The following is a 16,463-nucleotide window of genomic DNA, read 5'->3' as shown; positions in this document are numbered from 1 at the left end:
AGGACAGATGCATTACGCTAGCTAGAGTGCAAGTATATTTGCACATATTCATCCAGACATTCGGGATTACGCATCACATCTTTTGAAACAGCTTTCTCTATAGGATAACCAGAGAAAATTTTCTTAATCGGTATTTCTAACCTCTTCCCACTCAATGTATAAGGAATATCTTTTACCGCATAAAATAAGTCCGGCACATGCCGTGCACTATATTGCTTAGCAAGTTCACTTTTGATAAGAGGTATAATAATTTCCGATTCGTTTCCTAGATCTAATTGGATAAATAATAGCATCTTCGATTCTCCCTTCTCATTATCCGTCGCAATGACCAAACTATCCCTTACACCATCCAAGTCATTCACTACGTTATATATTTCAGCAGTGCCGATGCGTATTCCACCTCTGTTCAATGTGGCATCTGAACGTCCGTACATCACAATACCACCATGATCCATAATGGAAATCCAGTCGCCATGGCTCCATACGCCTTTCCGCTCCGAAAAATAGCTTTCCCTATATCTTTCGTTTCCTTTATCGTTCCAAAAGTAAAGCGGCATAGACGGCATAGGTTTCCTGATGATAAGTTCGCCGACTTCATTAGCTACCTCCTCACCTTGATCATTTACCGCTACGATATCTGATCCTAGTGTTCGGCACTGAATTTCGCCAGCATAGACGGGTAAATAAGTGCATCCTGATAGAAAGGCACTGCATACATCTGTTCCGCCACTTAACGATATAATATGTGTACCTGGAAATTTTTCTTGCAGGTTTTCAAACGTAGCCACAGGCAGGGGTGAACCCGTCGAACCTACTACCTTTGGTTCATAATTTTCCACTTTCAGATTATGTATAGCTGAAAAATACGCGGCCCCTCCTCCTAGATGATGGACGTTTGCCCGTTTTACAAATTCCCAAAACGCCCGATGCCCATCATAATGAATAGCTCCGTTAAATAGGCATAACGTAGCTTCACAAAGTAAAGAAGACAAAGCATAATTCCACATCATCCATCCCGTGGTAGAGTACCAGAGAAAATTTTCTCCCTTTTTAACGTTTTGATGGATAGCCAAGGCTTTATAGTGTTCTAATAAATTTCCACCTGTACGGTGTGTGATGGCTTTGGGCTTACCTGTCGTACCAGAAGAATATAAAATCCATATCGGATGGGAAAAAGGAACGTTCAAAAAGTGTAAATCCCGGGAGGGATAATTCCTAAAGATAGCTTGCCAATCGTCTTTATAAACCGTAATTATAGTTCCAATAGATGGAATATTATTTTTTATATAAGCTAACGTTTCTCTCTTAGAGAATGTTTTGCCATTGTATTGATAATCCAGCTCAATAAATAGTACTTTGGGGTCTATTTGTATAAAGCGTTCGGTAATACTCCTATCTCCGAAATCTGGTGAACAGCAAGACCAAATGGCACCTAGAGAATTCGAGGCAAGAAAAATACTAACAGTCTCTATCGTATTATTTAAAATACCGACTACCCTATCTCCTTTTTTAACTCCTTTTTCGCTTAAGAATTGCTGTATACTGGATACTTTTTCACGTAGCTCATCCCACGTAATCTCTAGATAATTTCCGGCCTCATCTGTATATTTTATTGCAGGATATATGCCTTTTTTTCCGCGAAAGATATGTGCTGCGTAGCTTAAGGAAATACCTTCAAACCATCTCGCCTCAATAAAATCAATATCGGTATGCTGCCATTTTAATACCGGTTCATATGCCCCTTCATAACTTATTTTAAAGTACAGTAAGATGGCCTCCCAAAAACTATCCTGTCGTTCAATAGACCATTGGTGAAAAGACGCATAGTCCAGGAAACACCGATTGTAGCGCTGTTCGACAAACTGTTGAAAATCATACAGAACGGATGATTTGATATATTGTTCAGATGGAGTCCATATAGGCTGCTTCATTGCGTTTACAGTTTACAAGTGATTAACAACCTAAGATAATAAAAATGCTTTAATGCATCTTTATTATAATATAGTTATGCTTTATTAAATGCGTTCCAGCCTTGCGCTTTAATTGGATGCACATTTCCCGATTTAGAAATCATTTCACAACCAGCCGCTTCCTCTGTGATATGACCGATAATCGTAATATCCAACTGGTTCTTTACTTTATCATACTCCTCTTGCGGAACAGTAAATAGTAGTTCATAATCCTCTCCTCCACTTAATGCACACACAGTAGGATCCAATCCGAATTCACGGGCGGTATCATATGTCATCGGATCAATGGGGATTTTATCTTCATACAATTTACACCCTACCTTAGATGCATTACAGATGTGGAGTATCTCAGAAGCTAGCCCATCCGATACATCAATCATCGCATGTGGTTGTATACCGTAAGTTTCAAATAACTCTACGATATCCTTACGTGACTCTGGTTTTAACTGACGCTCCACAATATAATCTTTTCCCTCTAAGTCTGGCTTGATCTGTGGATTCTCTAAAAAAATCTGCTTTTCTCTTTCCAAAAGCTGTAGCCCTACATACGCACCACCCAAATCGCCACTTACACAAAGTAAATCTCCTTCTTTTGCACCTGAACGATAAGCAATTTTAGCTTCCTCTGCATAGCCGATACTCGTAACAGAAATAACCAATCCTTGTGCTGACGCCGACGTATCGCCTCCTATAAGATCCACATTATACTTTTTGCAAGCTATTAACACTCCCTCATATATCTCCTCTACTGCTTCTAATGGAAACTTAGAAGATAAACCAATGGAAAGCGTAATCTGCGACGCTTTGGCGTTCATCGCGTAAATATCGCTCAAGTTCACTTGGACGGCCTTATACCCTAAATGCTTTAACGGTACGTAGCGTAAATCAAAATGAATACCTTCGAGTAATAGATCGGTGGAAATCAACGTTTTCTTATTAGAAAAATCCAATACAGCCGCATCGTCTCCGATCCCCTTAATCGTTGAAGGTTCCGTAAGCTCTACTGCCTTAGTGAGATATGCTATCAAACCAAACTCACCTAACTCGTTTATTTCTGTCTTATCTTTATTATCAAACATAGTATTTTTTATCAATCCTATCTACAAACCCAATCTCTCCGATATTTCCAACATCCGTTCAATGGGTTTTCTAGCTCGTTCAACTACATCCATTGGCAAATCTACTTCTGGAAGTTCATAATAGAGACAGTTATATAGCTTTTCCAGAGTATTCAGTTTCATATGAGGACAATCGTTGCAGGCACAGATATTATTCGGCGGTGCAGGGATAAAAGTCTTGGTAGGACTTGCTTTCTGCATTTGATGTAGAATACCGGATTCTGTCGCAACAATATACTGTTGTGCATTGTCTTCAATCGTAAACTTAAGCATACCAGAGGTAGAACCAATATAATCCGCTTCCGCTAAAATATGATCTTCACATTCCGGATGCGCGATGAATTTTGCATTAGGAAATTGTGTTCGTAAATCGGCAATCTTGTCCTGAGAAAAAATCTCATGCACCATACATGCGCCATTCCATAAAACCAAGTCCCGACCTGTTTTCTGCTTCACATATTCCCCTAAGTTACGGTCAGGACCGAAGATAATCTTCTGGTCTTTCGGTAAGCTTTCTACAATCTGTACAGCATTACTGGATGTACAAACGATATCCGATAAGGCTTTCAGCTCTGCAGTACAATTCACATAAGTAATAACCACATGATCAGGATATTGCTCTTTAAACTTGGCGAACAAATGGGGTGGACAGCTATCGGACAACGAACATCCCGCTTTTAAATCGGGCAACAATACTTTCTTTGAGGGAGACAAAATCTTAGCCGTTTCCGCCATAAAATGTACACCGGCAAAAACGATAACATCCGCATCCGTTTTAGCCGCTTGCTGGGATAGTCCCAAACTGTCTCCAATATAATCGGCAATGTCTTGAATTTCAGCTTCTTGATAATAATGAGCCAAGATAACCGCATTCTTTTCTTTCTTAAGTCGCTGAATTTCAGCTACTATATCTATCGTAGGATCGATGGGCTCATCGATATATCCTTTAGCCTCCAAATCCCGTTCAAAAATCGTATTCATTCGTTTATCCTATTTAGCTTCCTCAGTTTGACTAAACAACGATACAAAAGTAAAGAAAGAAAATCAAACGAAATCCACATTCCCTTTTTTCAATAAATAATAATCTTTTTTTAAAGAGAGAATCTTATTGTTTATTAGCATGTGGAAAATGGGGATAAGTGTATGGAATTATATTTGGTAAAGTGTTTTTTATAACGTTTTCCACAGGTTGTCCACAAAGTTTATTTGATTATAGCTTGATTTTCAATCAGGTGATTTTTTAGCGTTTTCTTTTTCCATAATTTTTTGTTGAATGTTTGTTGTTTACGATTTGTTAATATTAGGTTGATTTTGTCTTAACTTTTCCCACTGTTTCGTGCGAATTAGAGGTCGACTGTGGAAACTTTTAAAGTTTTCATTTTTAGTTCACCGTTTTTATACATGTTTTCCACATATTTTGTTACTTTGTTCCTGTAAAAGAAAGGCGTTCCGCTTTATACACTTTATGGTACATAGACAGGTAGATTTTTTAGTAGTCGGTTCTGGCATTGCCGGGTTGAGTTTTGCACTTAAGGCAGCCGAATTAGGCAGTGTACTGATAGTTACAAAATCGAATGAAGACGAATCGAATACTAAATATGCGCAGGGAGGTGTAGCTGCCGTTGTGGATAAGTCGGATAGCTTCGATAAGCATATTGCTGATACTCAGATAGCTGGTGACGGGCTGTGCCATATAGACATTGTGGAAAACGTTGTTAAGGAAGCTCCCGAGAGAATTAAGGAACTTATCGGTTATGGTACGAATTTCGACAAAGTTGATGGAGAACATTATGATCTTGCCCGTGAAGGCGGACATTCCAATCATCGTATTCTTCACTATAAAGATATTACGGGTTACGAGATAGAGCGGGCATTATTGGAGAAAGTGCATCAGCATCCTAATATTGAAATGTTAACGCACTATTTTGCAGTGGACCTTATTACGCAACATCACCAGGGCATCCATGTAGACAAAAGCACAAAAAATATTCAGTGTTTTGGAATCTATGCATTGAATACCAGAAACAATGCCATAGAGATTTTTCTAAGTAAGGTGACATTAATGGCTTCAGGGGGGGCAGGCCATGTATATGCAAGTACCACTAATCCGACAATAGCGACAGGCGATGGCATTGCCATGGTATACCGAGCAAAGGGTAAAGTGCGAAATATGGAGTTTATACAGTTTCACCCCACGTCGTTATATAACCCTGCAGAATCACCCTCGTTTCTTATTTCTGAAGCAGTACGCGGGTTCGGCGGGGTTTTGAGAAGAGAGACCGGCGAATCATTTATGGAGGAGTATGACGAGCGCGCATCTTTAGCTCCTCGCGATATTGTTGCTAGAGCGATCGATAATGAAATGAAGAAATCGGGTCTTGATTTTGTGTACTTGGATATTACGCATCGCGAGAGAGCAGATATCATTGCGCATTTTCCTAACATCTACGAGAAGTGTCTTTCGGTTGGGCTGGATATGACAAAAGATTATATACCGGTAACTCCGGCAGCACACTACTTGTGCGGTGGCATCATGGTCGATGAAAATGGAAGGACTTCTATTCAAAATTTGTATGCTTGTGGTGAATGTTCTTCCACCGGGCTTCACGGCGCTAACCGGTTGGCATCAAATTCTTTGTTGGAAGCGGTGGTGTACGCGCATCGAATTTTTGAGGACGCTTCTTCCATATGGCGTACTTTAGAACACGCAATTGATATTCCGAATTGGGATGAATCTAAGGCACAACTGATGAATGAAGAGATCCTAGTCACACATAATTTACGTGAAACGCAGAAATTGATGAGTGATTATGTAGGTATAGTACGATCAGATTTCCGTTTAGATAGAGCGATCAGACGATTGGGATTTCTTTATGAGGAGACAGAGGAATTTTATAGAAATACCAAACTATCAGTTAAGTTATGTGAGTTGCGTAACGTAATACAGGTTTCTTATTTGATTGTTAAATCTGCTATGCTACGTCAGGAAAGTAGAGGTTTGCATTATACTACCGATTTTCCCAAAAAATCAGCACAATTGAAGGACACAGTTTTATAAATAGAGAGATGCCAACTATTTTGCCAGTAAAAGATAAATATCCGCAGATAAACACGTCTGTATTCGTTGCCGATAATGCTACGATCGTTGGTGATGTGGTTATAGGGCCGCATTGTTCTATTTGGTTTAACGCTGTGGTTAGAGGAGATGTAAACTATATTCGTATAGGAAATTATACAAACATTCAGGATGGCGTCGTTATCCATTGCACTTACCAGAAAAATGGAACTGACATCGGGAACCACGTGAATGTGGGTCACAATGCCATTGTACATGGTTGCTTAGTGCACGATTATGTACTTATTGGTATGGGTGCTATTGTAATGGACAGAGCCATTATTGAATCAAATGTAATTATCGCTGCCGGAGCAGTTGTTTTAGAAGACACCCTGTGTGAATCGGGTTATTTATATGCTGGAGTTCCTGCCAAGAAGATAAAGCCGCTAACGGAAGGACAATTAGCTATGTTGCAGCAATTGCCGCACAATTATGTGTTATACAGTTCATGGTTTGATTAATTTAAACTAGCGTATATTAGCGCTAGTTTAGATTAATGGTTTCGTTCTGATCCCAGTTTGCTCGGATGGTAAACGTTTTGCCCAAATACCATATGTTTTCTGCCTGTTTTTTTGCATAAACATCTGCCGGATCCCATCTACCGTTGTGGTTTTCGTCGTAGATAATACGCAGTGAGTATTTACCTCCAGGATAATTCGTATAATTTATTATAGGATTAGAAGCGTGAAGAGACCGTTTATTAAATACCTTCTCTTTAGCTTCGTCAATAAGCTCTACGATGTAATTTTTCGTGGAATCTAATCCATTTACCACGAAATTTATATTTCCATAGTTATCCGACTCATCTAATGTAAATCTTGTTTTGGATTCTAAATTGACGTCGTCAAAAGACGTTCGCATAGCTCCTTCCTGGATTACGAGCTCGTAGTCTTTCTTAGGGCGCCAGTTGTAACGTATGTGGTACAGATTCCTATTTACGGTATCTTGTTGTAGTTGGAAGTTCCTTCTTGATATAGAATCTTCATGGATAAGGATTTTCGATTTATCTATATTGGCCAACGGGCTTTCACTCGTTAACGTGATATGTCGAACACGATCTACCTTGTTCGTGATGCTTAATATGGGCTTTACTTCCCTATCGAATTTTGCGTTCTTATTCGTTCTGATCAATATGGTATCCAATGGTTGACTTTGATCGCTTAATTCTATTTTAATAGAATCGACTTCAGTTTTCGGTATGTAAATTTTGACGGAGTCGTTATTGACGCTGTACCGTTCTATTTTGTTATCATCTAGTTCTGCAGGGAATACGATTTTAGTCTTCGGCTGTTCGAGTGGCTTCGTAAAAGTTAGTAAAATATGGCCAGCCGGTTCGAATTTCTTTTCCAGTGTACGGAAATCTTTTGGATATGCTTTTGTTATTTCGAGATTTATATCCGTTATATCTTTATCCAGGTGTATACTGTCTTCCAGAAAGCCTATCCATTCGTCATTCCCGTTAAAAATACGATCGTTATTCTGCTCTTTTAATGCATAGATCCGATAAGTATCTTCCCTCAGATTATTGAATTTGAAATTACCGGATGTATCGACATTAGCAAATATATTTGCTTTTCTTTTCCCAAATATCGAATCCTGTGATGTGGGGATAAGAAGTATCTTTATATTTTCGTCTTTTTTGGGGTCAAACTCTTTTGTGAATCCGTTGATAACGGAACCGCTAATGGAAAGAGAATCCAATTCATCACCCGTAGCGAACACATAATTATAATCTATAAATGGATTACTTTCGTTATAATCTACTAATCCCTTCCCAAAATTGATAGTATAGGTTGTGTTTTCTTCCAATGAATCCGGTAAGGTAATAACTAAGTCTTTTTTTCGTACCCTATAGTCAACGATATCCTCGACATCCGGGCTGATACTAAATTCCTTATATTGGTTGTTCAGCTTTATAAATTCATCAAACCGTAGAACAATTCTTTTCTCTGTAAAGTTCGTGCTGAAGTTGGGAATCGATACCTCTAATAGTTTTGGGGGAATTGAGTCCTTTGGCCCGCCTGTCGGCCGTTGCATATTTGCACATCTGCTGAAGCTCATCAATATTAATAAGACAAAGCCAATAATAGCAAGGTTTTGCGTTTTTAACGTTTTCAAGCCGTTTGGCGAACTTTTATCTTTTTTGGACCTAGAACTCATAAAATAAAAAATAATCTCTTATATCGCTTTATTCTTAACTATTTTCTTTTTATTGTAAATAATTGATAATGAGTAAGTTAATTCATATGTACCATTAATACGCTGATATCAGAGGGAGAAACTCCGGAAATGCGCGATGCTTGCCCTAAAGTCCGTGGCTTTACTTTTAATAATTTTTCACGTGCTTCAATGGAAAGAGAAGTAAGCGAATTATAATCAAAGTTTGGATTGATTTCTTTGTCCTCCATCTTTTTCATTTTATTAACGATCTCCATTTCTTTGGTAAAATAACTATCATACTTCACTTTTATTTCAGCTTGCTCTATGGTTTCTTCGTCATGTTGTTTTAACAATTCATTAAATTTCCCATCGGCTTTTGCTAGATGATAAATGTTTATCTGGGGTCTACTCAATAAATTGAACATCCTCGACTTTTGATTTAGTGGGCTTGATTCTACTTCTTCGAGAATGGGGTTCATATCATCGACAGACACGCTATTTTGCTTCATATAGTTCACCAAGGTGTCCGAGTTCTCTATTTTTTTATTCACCTTTGACAGTCGTTCGTCGCTCACGAGTCCTAATTTATGCGCCATAGGTGTAAGGCGAATATCTGCGTTATCCTGCCGAAGGAGGAGACGGTGTTCTGCTCTGGAGGTGAACATACGATAAGGTTCTTCCGTTCCCTTAGTTACTAAGTCGTCTATAAGAACACCGATGTATGACTCAGAGCGTTTCAATATCAGTTCATGTAAATCATTAATTCGTTGATGTGCATTGATACCCGCTACGAATCCTTGAGCCCCTGCTTCTTCATAGCCTGTGGTTCCATTAATTTGACCAGCGAAGAATAGATGCTTAACTTTCAACGTTTCTAATGTAAGATCCAATTGCATTGGGGGAAAGTAATCATATTCTATTGCGTACCCTGGCCGATACATTTTTGCGTTTTCAAATCCGGGTATTAGACGTAGCGCTTTTAATTGGACGTCTTCTGGAAGCGAGGTCGAAAAACCATTTACGTATATTTCCACGGTGTTGAAGCCTTCCGGTTCGACAAAAATTTGGTGCCTGTCTCGTTCTGCAAATCGATTTATTTTATCTTCAATAGATGGGCAATATCGGGGACCTAGTCCTTTTATGCGGCCGGTAAACATCGGCGATTTTTCGAAGCCGGTTTTTAGTACTTCATGTACCTTGTCATTCGTGTAGGTAATCCAACAACAACGTTGTTTAGTAGGGATATCGACATCAGTGTAAGAGAATCTTCCTTTTTTCTCGTCGCCCCACTGTTCTTCCATCGAGGCATAGTTGAGTGATCGTCCATCAACGCGAGGAGGTGTTCCTGTCTTCATTCTACCAGATTCAAAACCTAGACTAACGAGTTGTTCAGTAAGTCCCGTAGCGGCCTTTTCTCCTGTGCGTCCCCCTCCTATCTTTTTTTCGCCGATGTGGATTAGGCCATTCAAGAACGTACCGTTTGTTAGAATGACGGCATCAGCCTCTATACGAATTCCGAGTGATGTGACTACACCCTTCGCCTGTCCGTTTTCGACGATAATTTCTTTGACGGTGTCCTGCCACATGTCAACATTTGGGAGTGACTCAAGCGTGAGCCGCCATTCCTCTGCAAAACGCATACGGTCATTTTGGGAGCGTGGACTCCACATTGCTGGACCTTTTGAACGATTAAGCATTCGAAATTGGAGAGTTGATTTATCCGCGATAATACCAGTATACCCCCCCATCGCATCTATTTCTCTTACGATTTGTCCTTTTGCTACGCCACCTATTGCTGGGTTGCAACTCATCTGTGCAATGACTCCCATGTTCATCGTAATAAGTAAAACGGACGAACCTAGATTACCGGCTGCAGCGGCTGCTTCACATCCCGCATGACCAGCCCCTACTACAATTACATTGTATTTATCAAACATGTTATTTTATTCTAATGTTCCACGTGAAAAGTTTGTTTATCTATTTTGTTTCACGTGAAACAAATCATATATATTCTGCGAGGTCTAGCCAACGTTCGGACTTAGCATCGAGCTCTTTTTGTAGCTGTTCGATATCCAAAACAATTTTTGCAATTTCTTCGTGGTTCGAAACCTCATTTAATATTTCCGTCTTTTTTGCGATAGTGTTTTCTATTTCCATTATGTCTTTTTCCAAACCTTCATATTCGAGCTGCTCCTTGTAAGAGAGTTTCTTCTTCTCTGTTTTTGCTGGCGTTAACGGTCTTTCTGTTTCTGTCTTTTTTATTTTATCCTTCTCGTCGCGGCTAATCTGCTCTTGCTCTAGTTTGTAATCCGCGTAATTGCCGTTATATATTTTTAAGTTTCCGCTGTTTTCAAAAATAAAAAGTTGTTCAGTTAACTTATCGATTAAATAACGATCGTGGGAAACTAAAACCAATACGCCCGCATAGTTTTCCAAAAATTCTTCCAGAACATTTAATGTATCAATGTCTAAATCGTTAGAGGGTTCATCAAGTATCAGGAAGTTTGGGTTAGACATCAAAACACGCATCAACTGTAACCGTTTCTTTTCTCCTCCACTCAATCGGTTTACCAAATTGTACTGCTTTTCCGGCGGAAACAAAAATAACGTTAGCAATTGCGAAGCAGTAATGATATCGCCGTTAGCCATTTCAATATAGTCTGCTACATTTTTGACGATATCTAACACCCGATCGTTATCCATGAATGCAAGCCCTTCCTGCTTGTAGTATCCGAACTTGGTGGTCTCTCCTACAATCACTTTGCCGGAGTCTGGTGGAATAGCTCCGGTTAGCAAGTTTAGAAAGGTAGATTTTCCACTTCCGTTTTTTCCGGCTAATCCGATGCGATCACCCCGTTTAAAAGTATATGAAAAACGATCTATAATTTTTTTATCCGCAAAAGATTTCGACATGTCTTCGAGTTCTAATATTTTCGAACCCTGTCTGCTCATTTTTACCGAAAGCTGTACATTTTCTTTCTTGTGTCCTGTTTTTGACTTTTCTTCCAAATCATAGAAAGCCCCAATACGTGCTTTTGATTTTGTTCCGCGCGCCTTGGGCTGACGGCGCATCCATTCCAACTCTCGTCTAAGTAAGTTCTGTGCTTTTTCGACTGCGACGGCATCTATGGTTTCTCGTTCGGCTTTCTTTTCTAAAAAATAGGTATAGTTCCCTCTATACGTGTGTAGATTTCCTTTGTCAAGTTCTCTTATTTCCGTACAGACGTTATCTAGAAAATACCTATCGTGTGTAACCAAGAGTACAGTTTTGTTTCCTGTTGTCAATATTTTTTCTAACCATTCTATCGTCTCTATATCCAAGTGGTTGGTTGGCTCATCTAGAATGTAAACATCGGGTTCATCTATCAGTAATTTAGCTAAAGATAACCTTTTCTTCTGTCCTCCTGATAAACTATCGATTGTTTGATTAAAATCTGAAATCTGCAATCGATTTAAAATTGTCTTAATATTATGTTCGTATTCCCAAGCCTCTATAGCGGATAATTTGTCGGTAAGCTCCGCTAGCAATTGTTGATCTATTTCCTCGCTGCTTAATAAATTCTCATACGACTTTATGAGCTGCTGTTGTTCGTTATCAGTGCTATAAATAAAGTCGTTTACAATTTCCATCCCGCTATAACTGGGCTCTTGCGATAGAAAACCAACTTTAATACCCCGCTCTTTAACGACTTTACCTTCTGTTGGGATAATTTGTTCAGCAAGAATTTTGAGCAAAGTTGACTTACCCGTTCCGTTTATACCGACCAAAGCCACCCTGTCTCCTTTTTGCAAAGCAAAATGGAGCTGTTTAAATAACCATTTATCATGGAAGGAATGGCTAACTTGCTCTGTTGCTAAAATACTCAATTTTATAACGTGTTGATAATTAAATACTTATGTTTTAATTTAATCCGATCTATAACTTATGTATAAATTATAGAAGCGATCTCCACCTGCGTACAAATGGATATAAATTTTCAAGTGCAAAAATACGTAAATATCAGCGTAAATGTGTTTTATTTTCGAGATGCTTTTGATATAGCTTAGCTTGAGTAAAGCTTCGGTGTTGTTATAAAGTTATAGAAATCCGGCAGTAATCCTCTACCCAGTTAACCGTGATGTTTACACAGGTCGGCCACGGACTCAGCTTAGACGCACGCGGTTTAACGGAACGTCGAAAGTCTATGGATTTGTAACTGTAGTGTGCAGTTAGTTTAATTTAAATGAAGCGATTAAATTAAATCTGGGAATATCTACGTGAAATATACTACCATCGACCTCCTTAATCATTTCATAATAGCCCTCCATATATCCTATCTCACTTTTTAGATTACATCCCGAGACATACTGATAAACGGTTCCAGGTGCTAATATGGGTTGTTCTCCTACTACTCCTTCTCCCTCTACTTGTTTAAATTCGCCGATAGAATCGAAAATATCCCAATGTCTATGTATAAGCTGTATGGTGATATCACTTAGATTTTCTATTGTAATTTGATAAGAAAACATAAAATGCATCTTATCCGGACTGGAATATTCGGGCTGGTAGACCACCTCTACAGATACCTTTATGCCGGATGTTATTTGTGTATTCATCTATTTAATAGCTCATTTTAACCACATCGAATACCCCAAGATTGATAATGAACACCTTAATCGAGAGCAAATTATTAATTATCTTTTTAAACATCAAATTTAATTTTTTTTCCTCACTTCCATCCACTCATTTTGGATGACTTTTCGATGGCTTCTGCCCCTTCGGAGATAACCGCTAATCTTTCAAGCGGTTTAAAGAGCTTCAGCGAACGGCTCTTTTGTTTAGTTGGGGTCGATAAGATGGCCTTCCGGTCTCAAATAGCGAAAATATTTAGTAGTTTTGAATAATGGCTTTAGGAACACTATATCTTATACCTGTACCGTTGGCTGAAAATGCGGATAAACAGTCCTACACGCTTTACTATCAGGAAGTAATTAATCATATTGATGAATATGTGGTTGAAAACGAAAAGACTGCTCGTCGGTTTCTAAAGGGGGCAGGACTAAAAATACCACAAAGCGAACTGAAAATGCACGATTATGGGAAACATGCTCGCGAAATAACAGATTATAATCGTATTTTTAAGTCGCTTACGGAGGGAAGGGACATGGGGTTAATGTCGGAAGCGGGGTGCCCTGGCGTAGCCGATCCCGGTGCGGACGTTGTAGCTGAGGCCCATAAGCGAGGAATAAAAGTCGTTCCACTAGTTGGACCTAGTTCGATTTTATTGGCATTAATGGCGTCGGGTTTTAGTGGACAAAAGTTTACGTTCCATGGTTATCTTCCGATAGATAAAGCTGAACGGGCAAAAAAGATTAAAGATATGGAATTTCAGTCGCAAAGGGAGCAGCAGACGCAGGTGTTTATTGAAACACCCTTTCGTAACAATGTCCTATTTGATGATTTGCTTAAACATTGTAAACAGAAAACAAAACTCTGTGTAGCGTGTAACCTAACGGCTTCTGATGAGCAGGTGCTGACGTTATCCGTGTCCGAATGGAAGAGCCGAAAACCCGACCTTCATAAGAAACCCACTATATTTTTGATGTATGTACAAAATTAAAATTCGTCCTATAACATGTTAGATATTTTGTCCCAAAATATAACCGATGACATGGCCTGGTACATGCTAATCGGCGGAATAATCCGAATTATAATATGGATTTTTTTCGCCTTGACTCTTTATCGCACTTTAAAACTGGTAAAAAAAGAAAACCTATGCATACTGCCTAGTCAAGCCTGGTTCGTTGCAGTGCCTCTTTTCAACATATACTGGAATTTTGAAGTAGCCAAGCGTTTGGCGGATTCTTTAAACAATGAATTTTATGACCGGAAAGTGGAGGTAGAAGAAAGGCCCACCCAAAAATGGGGACTTATATTTGCATGGACTTTTTTATTGAGTAATATTCCGCTACCCTTATTCGTATTGACAATAATCGGCATATTGCATTTAGTGTATTTTATAACCTATTGGGTCAAAGTTCACGAATACAAAACACTGCTGCGCATGCATGTCGACCATTACGGAAAAGATTTTACAGCGGAAAATAAGGATGAAACCGAGATGTAATAACGATGAAAATTAGCGAACTTACACAATATCTAGAGCAGATAGCTCCGCTGGCTTATCAGGAATCGTATGATAATTCAGGATTGATCGTTGGCCATCCAGAAGACGAGATAGGACAGGCACTAATAGCTTTGGACTGCACGGAGGAAATCGTTGACGAGGCCGTACAAAAGGGATGCGATATCATTATTGCGCATCACCCGATAGTTTTTACGGGATTGAAAAAACTGAATGGTAGTAATTATGTGGAGCGGGTGATTATTAAAGCGATACGCCATGGCATTGCGCTTTATGCGATTCACACGAATCTCGATAATGTTTGGGGAGGCGTGAGCAGTAAGATTGCCGAGAAGCTGGGATTAGCATCACATGCCGTTTTACGGCCTAAACGAAACCTGCTTAAGAAACTAGCGGTTTTTGTACCTCGTTCGCATGCTGAATCCGTTCGGGTGGCATTGTTCGACGCCGGCGCCGGCGCTATCGGCGATTATGATGAGTGTAGCTATAATACGGCAGGATACGGCACATTTCGACCACTTGAGGGGGCAAATCCAACAATCGGTACAGTGAACGAGCAGGAACGTGTTGAAGAAACGAAAATTGAAGTTATTTATCCTGAAAGATTAGAACGTTCTATCTTGGTCGCGATGTACGCTGCACACCCTTATGAAGAAGTGGCCCACGATATTTTTCCTTTGGACAATACACTGCAAACAGTCGGGTCGGGTGCTATTGGCAACCTACCACATCCGATGAGCGAATTGGATTTTCTAGGTTATGTAAAAGAAAAATTGGATGTAAAGGTTATCCGACACACCAAGTTGCTGAATAAGGCTATTTCTAGGGTTGCTGTCTGCGGAGGTGCTGGTGCATTCCTATTGAACGACGCGAAGCGTTCAGGTGCAGATATCTTTATTTCGGCCGATTACAAATACCACGAGTTCTTTGATGCAGAGGATGATATTGTCATTGCAGACATAGGACATTTTGAAAGTGAACAATTTACGCAGGAATTATTATTGGAAATTATTCAGAAAAAATTTGTTAACTTTGCTGTCCTATTGACAGAAATAGAGACAAATCCTATTAAATATTACGTTTGATAATGGAACAATCCGTAGAACAAAAGTTAAAAGCATTATGGACGCTGCAGTCCATCCATACGAAGATAGATAAGATTCGCCAAGTGCGTGGTGAATTGCCTATTGAGGTTGCCGATCTAGAAGATGAGATCGCAGGTCTTGATACCCGAATTGAGAAAATTAGGACAGACCTGGATGATCTGGAAGATTCCATCGTGAATCGCAGAAATATGATTAAAGATGCACAAGCTGCGATTAAAAAATACGAAGGTCAACTCAATGAAGTAAAAAACAATCGTGAATACGATGCCATCTCAAAAGAGATTGAAATTCAAGGCTTAGAAATTCAAGTATGTGAAAAGCGCATTCGTGAAGCAGAGTTTGAGATAAAAAATAAAACTGAACTTTACGAAAGCACGCAAAAGAGCCTTGAATACAGTAAAGGTGAATTGGATGTAAAGAAGCAAGAACTTGAAACCATTACTGGCGAAACGCAGAAAGAAGAAGATGCGTTAGTTGATAAGGCAGATAAGGCAGAAAATAATATTGAAGATCGCTTATTAAAAGTATATAACAAACTTCGTGGGACGTTCCGAAATGGCCTAGCTGTTGTCTCTATTGAACGTGATAGCTGTTCGGGATGTTACAATAAGATTCCACCTCAGTTGCAGTCTGAAATCCGTCAACGGAAGAAAGTCATCATTTGTGAACATTGCGGAAGAATCATTGTAGACGAAGGTATCGTTTTCGAAGAAGAACACGCTTAATGTAAGCTGAAGATTATAAGAGGCCGTCTCAAAAATAACTGAGGCGGCTTTTTCATTTTTGGAGGTTTCCCAATATTTTTATCGAAGGTTTTCTGTTTTTCTGATTCTGTAATGGTTTTGGGAAGACCGGAAGGCATGTTCTGT

Annotated in this window: 13 protein-coding genes; 6 read left to right on the top strand and 7 right to left on the bottom strand. The window is 39.3% G+C overall.

Annotated features, from left to right (window positions below; all coding sequences use genetic code 11):
- Window positions 1–17 precede the first annotated feature (17 nt).
- The 3 genes from C5745_RS02005 to nadA form a co-directional block, all read right to left on the bottom strand.
- The gene (locus tag C5745_RS02005; RefSeq protein WP_105715306.1) at window positions 18–1,931 is read right to left on the bottom strand and encodes an acetoacetate--CoA ligase; all 1,914 of its coding nucleotides are present in this window, start codon (window positions 1,929–1,931) and stop codon (window positions 18–20) included.
- A gap of 74 nt (window positions 1,932–2,005) precedes the next feature.
- Window positions 2,006–3,049 (bottom strand): thiamine-phosphate kinase, encoded by a 1,044-nt coding sequence (gene thiL / locus C5745_RS02000; RefSeq protein ID WP_105715305.1) that lies wholly within the window; start codon window positions 3,047–3,049, stop codon window positions 2,006–2,008.
- Between the two features lie 21 nt (window positions 3,050–3,070).
- Window positions 3,071–4,069: a quinolinate synthase NadA gene (nadA, locus tag C5745_RS01995; protein WP_105715304.1), complete on the bottom strand. Its 999-nt coding sequence runs from the start codon at window positions 4,067–4,069 to the stop codon at window positions 3,071–3,073.
- 484 nt (window positions 4,070–4,553) lie between these two features.
- Here nadA and nadB point away from each other — a divergent pair, with 484 nt between their 5' ends.
- Window positions 4,554–6,146 (top strand): L-aspartate oxidase, encoded by a 1,593-nt coding sequence (nadB, locus tag C5745_RS01990; protein WP_105715303.1) that lies wholly within the window; start codon window positions 4,554–4,556, stop codon window positions 6,144–6,146.
- A gap of 8 nt (window positions 6,147–6,154) precedes the next feature.
- A complete protein-coding gene (locus C5745_RS01985; protein WP_105715302.1) occupies window positions 6,155–6,664 on the top strand; it encodes a gamma carbonic anhydrase family protein in 510 nt (169 codons plus the stop codon).
- Between the two features lie 22 nt (window positions 6,665–6,686).
- Here the strand turns inward: C5745_RS01985 and C5745_RS01980 are convergent, their stop codons facing one another.
- From C5745_RS01980 to apaG, 4 genes are all read right to left on the bottom strand, one after another.
- Entirely contained in the window at window positions 6,687–8,321 is a 1,635-nt protein-coding gene (locus C5745_RS01980) for an Ig-like domain-containing protein (protein WP_243403224.1), read from the bottom strand.
- Window positions 8,322–8,440: 119 nt separating this feature from the next.
- Window positions 8,441–10,300: a tRNA uridine-5-carboxymethylaminomethyl(34) synthesis enzyme MnmG gene (gene mnmG / locus C5745_RS01975; protein WP_105715300.1), complete on the bottom strand. Its 1,860-nt coding sequence runs from the start codon at window positions 10,298–10,300 to the stop codon at window positions 8,441–8,443.
- Between the two features lie 64 nt (window positions 10,301–10,364).
- Window positions 10,365–12,230 (bottom strand): ABC-F family ATP-binding cassette domain-containing protein, encoded by a 1,866-nt coding sequence (locus tag C5745_RS01970; protein WP_105715299.1) that lies wholly within the window; start codon window positions 12,228–12,230, stop codon window positions 10,365–10,367.
- Between the two features lie 342 nt (window positions 12,231–12,572).
- The gene (apaG, locus tag C5745_RS01965; protein ID WP_105715298.1) at window positions 12,573–12,959 is read right to left on the bottom strand and encodes a Co2+/Mg2+ efflux protein ApaG; all 387 of its coding nucleotides are present in this window, start codon (window positions 12,957–12,959) and stop codon (window positions 12,573–12,575) included.
- A 287-nt stretch (window positions 12,960–13,246) separates the two neighbouring features.
- Between apaG and C5745_RS01960 the strand changes: the two genes are divergently transcribed.
- Genes C5745_RS01960 through C5745_RS01945 form a run of 4 tightly spaced genes read left to right on the top strand, consistent with a single transcriptional unit; the run spans window position 13,247 to window position 16,319 of the window.
- A complete protein-coding gene (locus C5745_RS01960) occupies window positions 13,247–13,963 on the top strand; it encodes an SAM-dependent methyltransferase (protein WP_105715297.1) in 717 nt (238 codons plus the stop codon).
- Between the two features lie 15 nt (window positions 13,964–13,978).
- Window positions 13,979–14,470, top strand: coding sequence for a hypothetical protein (locus tag C5745_RS01955; protein WP_105715296.1), 492 nt, complete (start codon window positions 13,979–13,981; stop codon window positions 14,468–14,470).
- A gap of 5 nt (window positions 14,471–14,475) precedes the next feature.
- Window positions 14,476–15,573 (top strand): Nif3-like dinuclear metal center hexameric protein, encoded by a 1,098-nt coding sequence (locus C5745_RS01950; RefSeq protein WP_105715295.1) that lies wholly within the window; start codon window positions 14,476–14,478, stop codon window positions 15,571–15,573.
- Between the two features lie 2 nt (window positions 15,574–15,575).
- Entirely contained in the window at window positions 15,576–16,319 is a 744-nt protein-coding gene (locus C5745_RS01945; protein ID WP_105715294.1) for a zinc ribbon domain-containing protein, read from the top strand.
- The last annotated feature ends 144 nt before the right edge of the window (window positions 16,320–16,463 follow it).

The sequence above is a fragment of the Sphingobacterium haloxyli genome (genome assembly GCF_002980525.1).
Lineage (GTDB): Bacteria > Bacteroidota > Bacteroidia > Sphingobacteriales > Sphingobacteriaceae > Sphingobacterium > Sphingobacterium haloxyli.
This window is presented reverse-complemented; position numbering and strand designations above follow the sequence as displayed.

Coding starts and splice junctions, on each gene's coding strand:
- C5745_RS01950 (WP_105715295.1), top strand. CDS start 14,476: ATGAAAATTAGCGAACTTACACAATATCTAGAGCAGATAGCTCCGCTG.
- C5745_RS02005 (WP_105715306.1), bottom strand. CDS start 1,931: ATGAAGCAGCCTATATGGACTCCATCTGAACAATATATCAAATCATCC.
- C5745_RS01955 (WP_105715296.1), top strand. CDS start 13,979: ATGTTAGATATTTTGTCCCAAAATATAACCGATGACATGGCCTGGTAC.
- apaG (WP_105715298.1), bottom strand. CDS start 12,959: ATGAATACACAAATAACATCCGGCATAAAGGTATCTGTAGAGGTGGTC.
- thiL (WP_105715305.1), bottom strand. CDS start 3,049: ATGTTTGATAATAAAGATAAGACAGAAATAAACGAGTTAGGTGAGTTT.
- mnmG (WP_105715300.1), bottom strand. CDS start 10,300: ATGTTTGATAAATACAATGTAATTGTAGTAGGGGCTGGTCATGCGGGA.
- C5745_RS01945 (WP_105715294.1), top strand. CDS start 15,576: ATGGAACAATCCGTAGAACAAAAGTTAAAAGCATTATGGACGCTGCAG.
- C5745_RS01960 (WP_105715297.1), top strand. CDS start 13,247: ATGGCTTTAGGAACACTATATCTTATACCTGTACCGTTGGCTGAAAAT.
- nadA (WP_105715304.1), bottom strand. CDS start 4,069: ATGAATACGATTTTTGAACGGGATTTGGAGGCTAAAGGATATATCGAT.
- C5745_RS01985 (WP_105715302.1), top strand. CDS start 6,155: ATGCCAACTATTTTGCCAGTAAAAGATAAATATCCGCAGATAAACACG.
- nadB (WP_105715303.1), top strand. CDS start 4,554: ATGGTACATAGACAGGTAGATTTTTTAGTAGTCGGTTCTGGCATTGCC.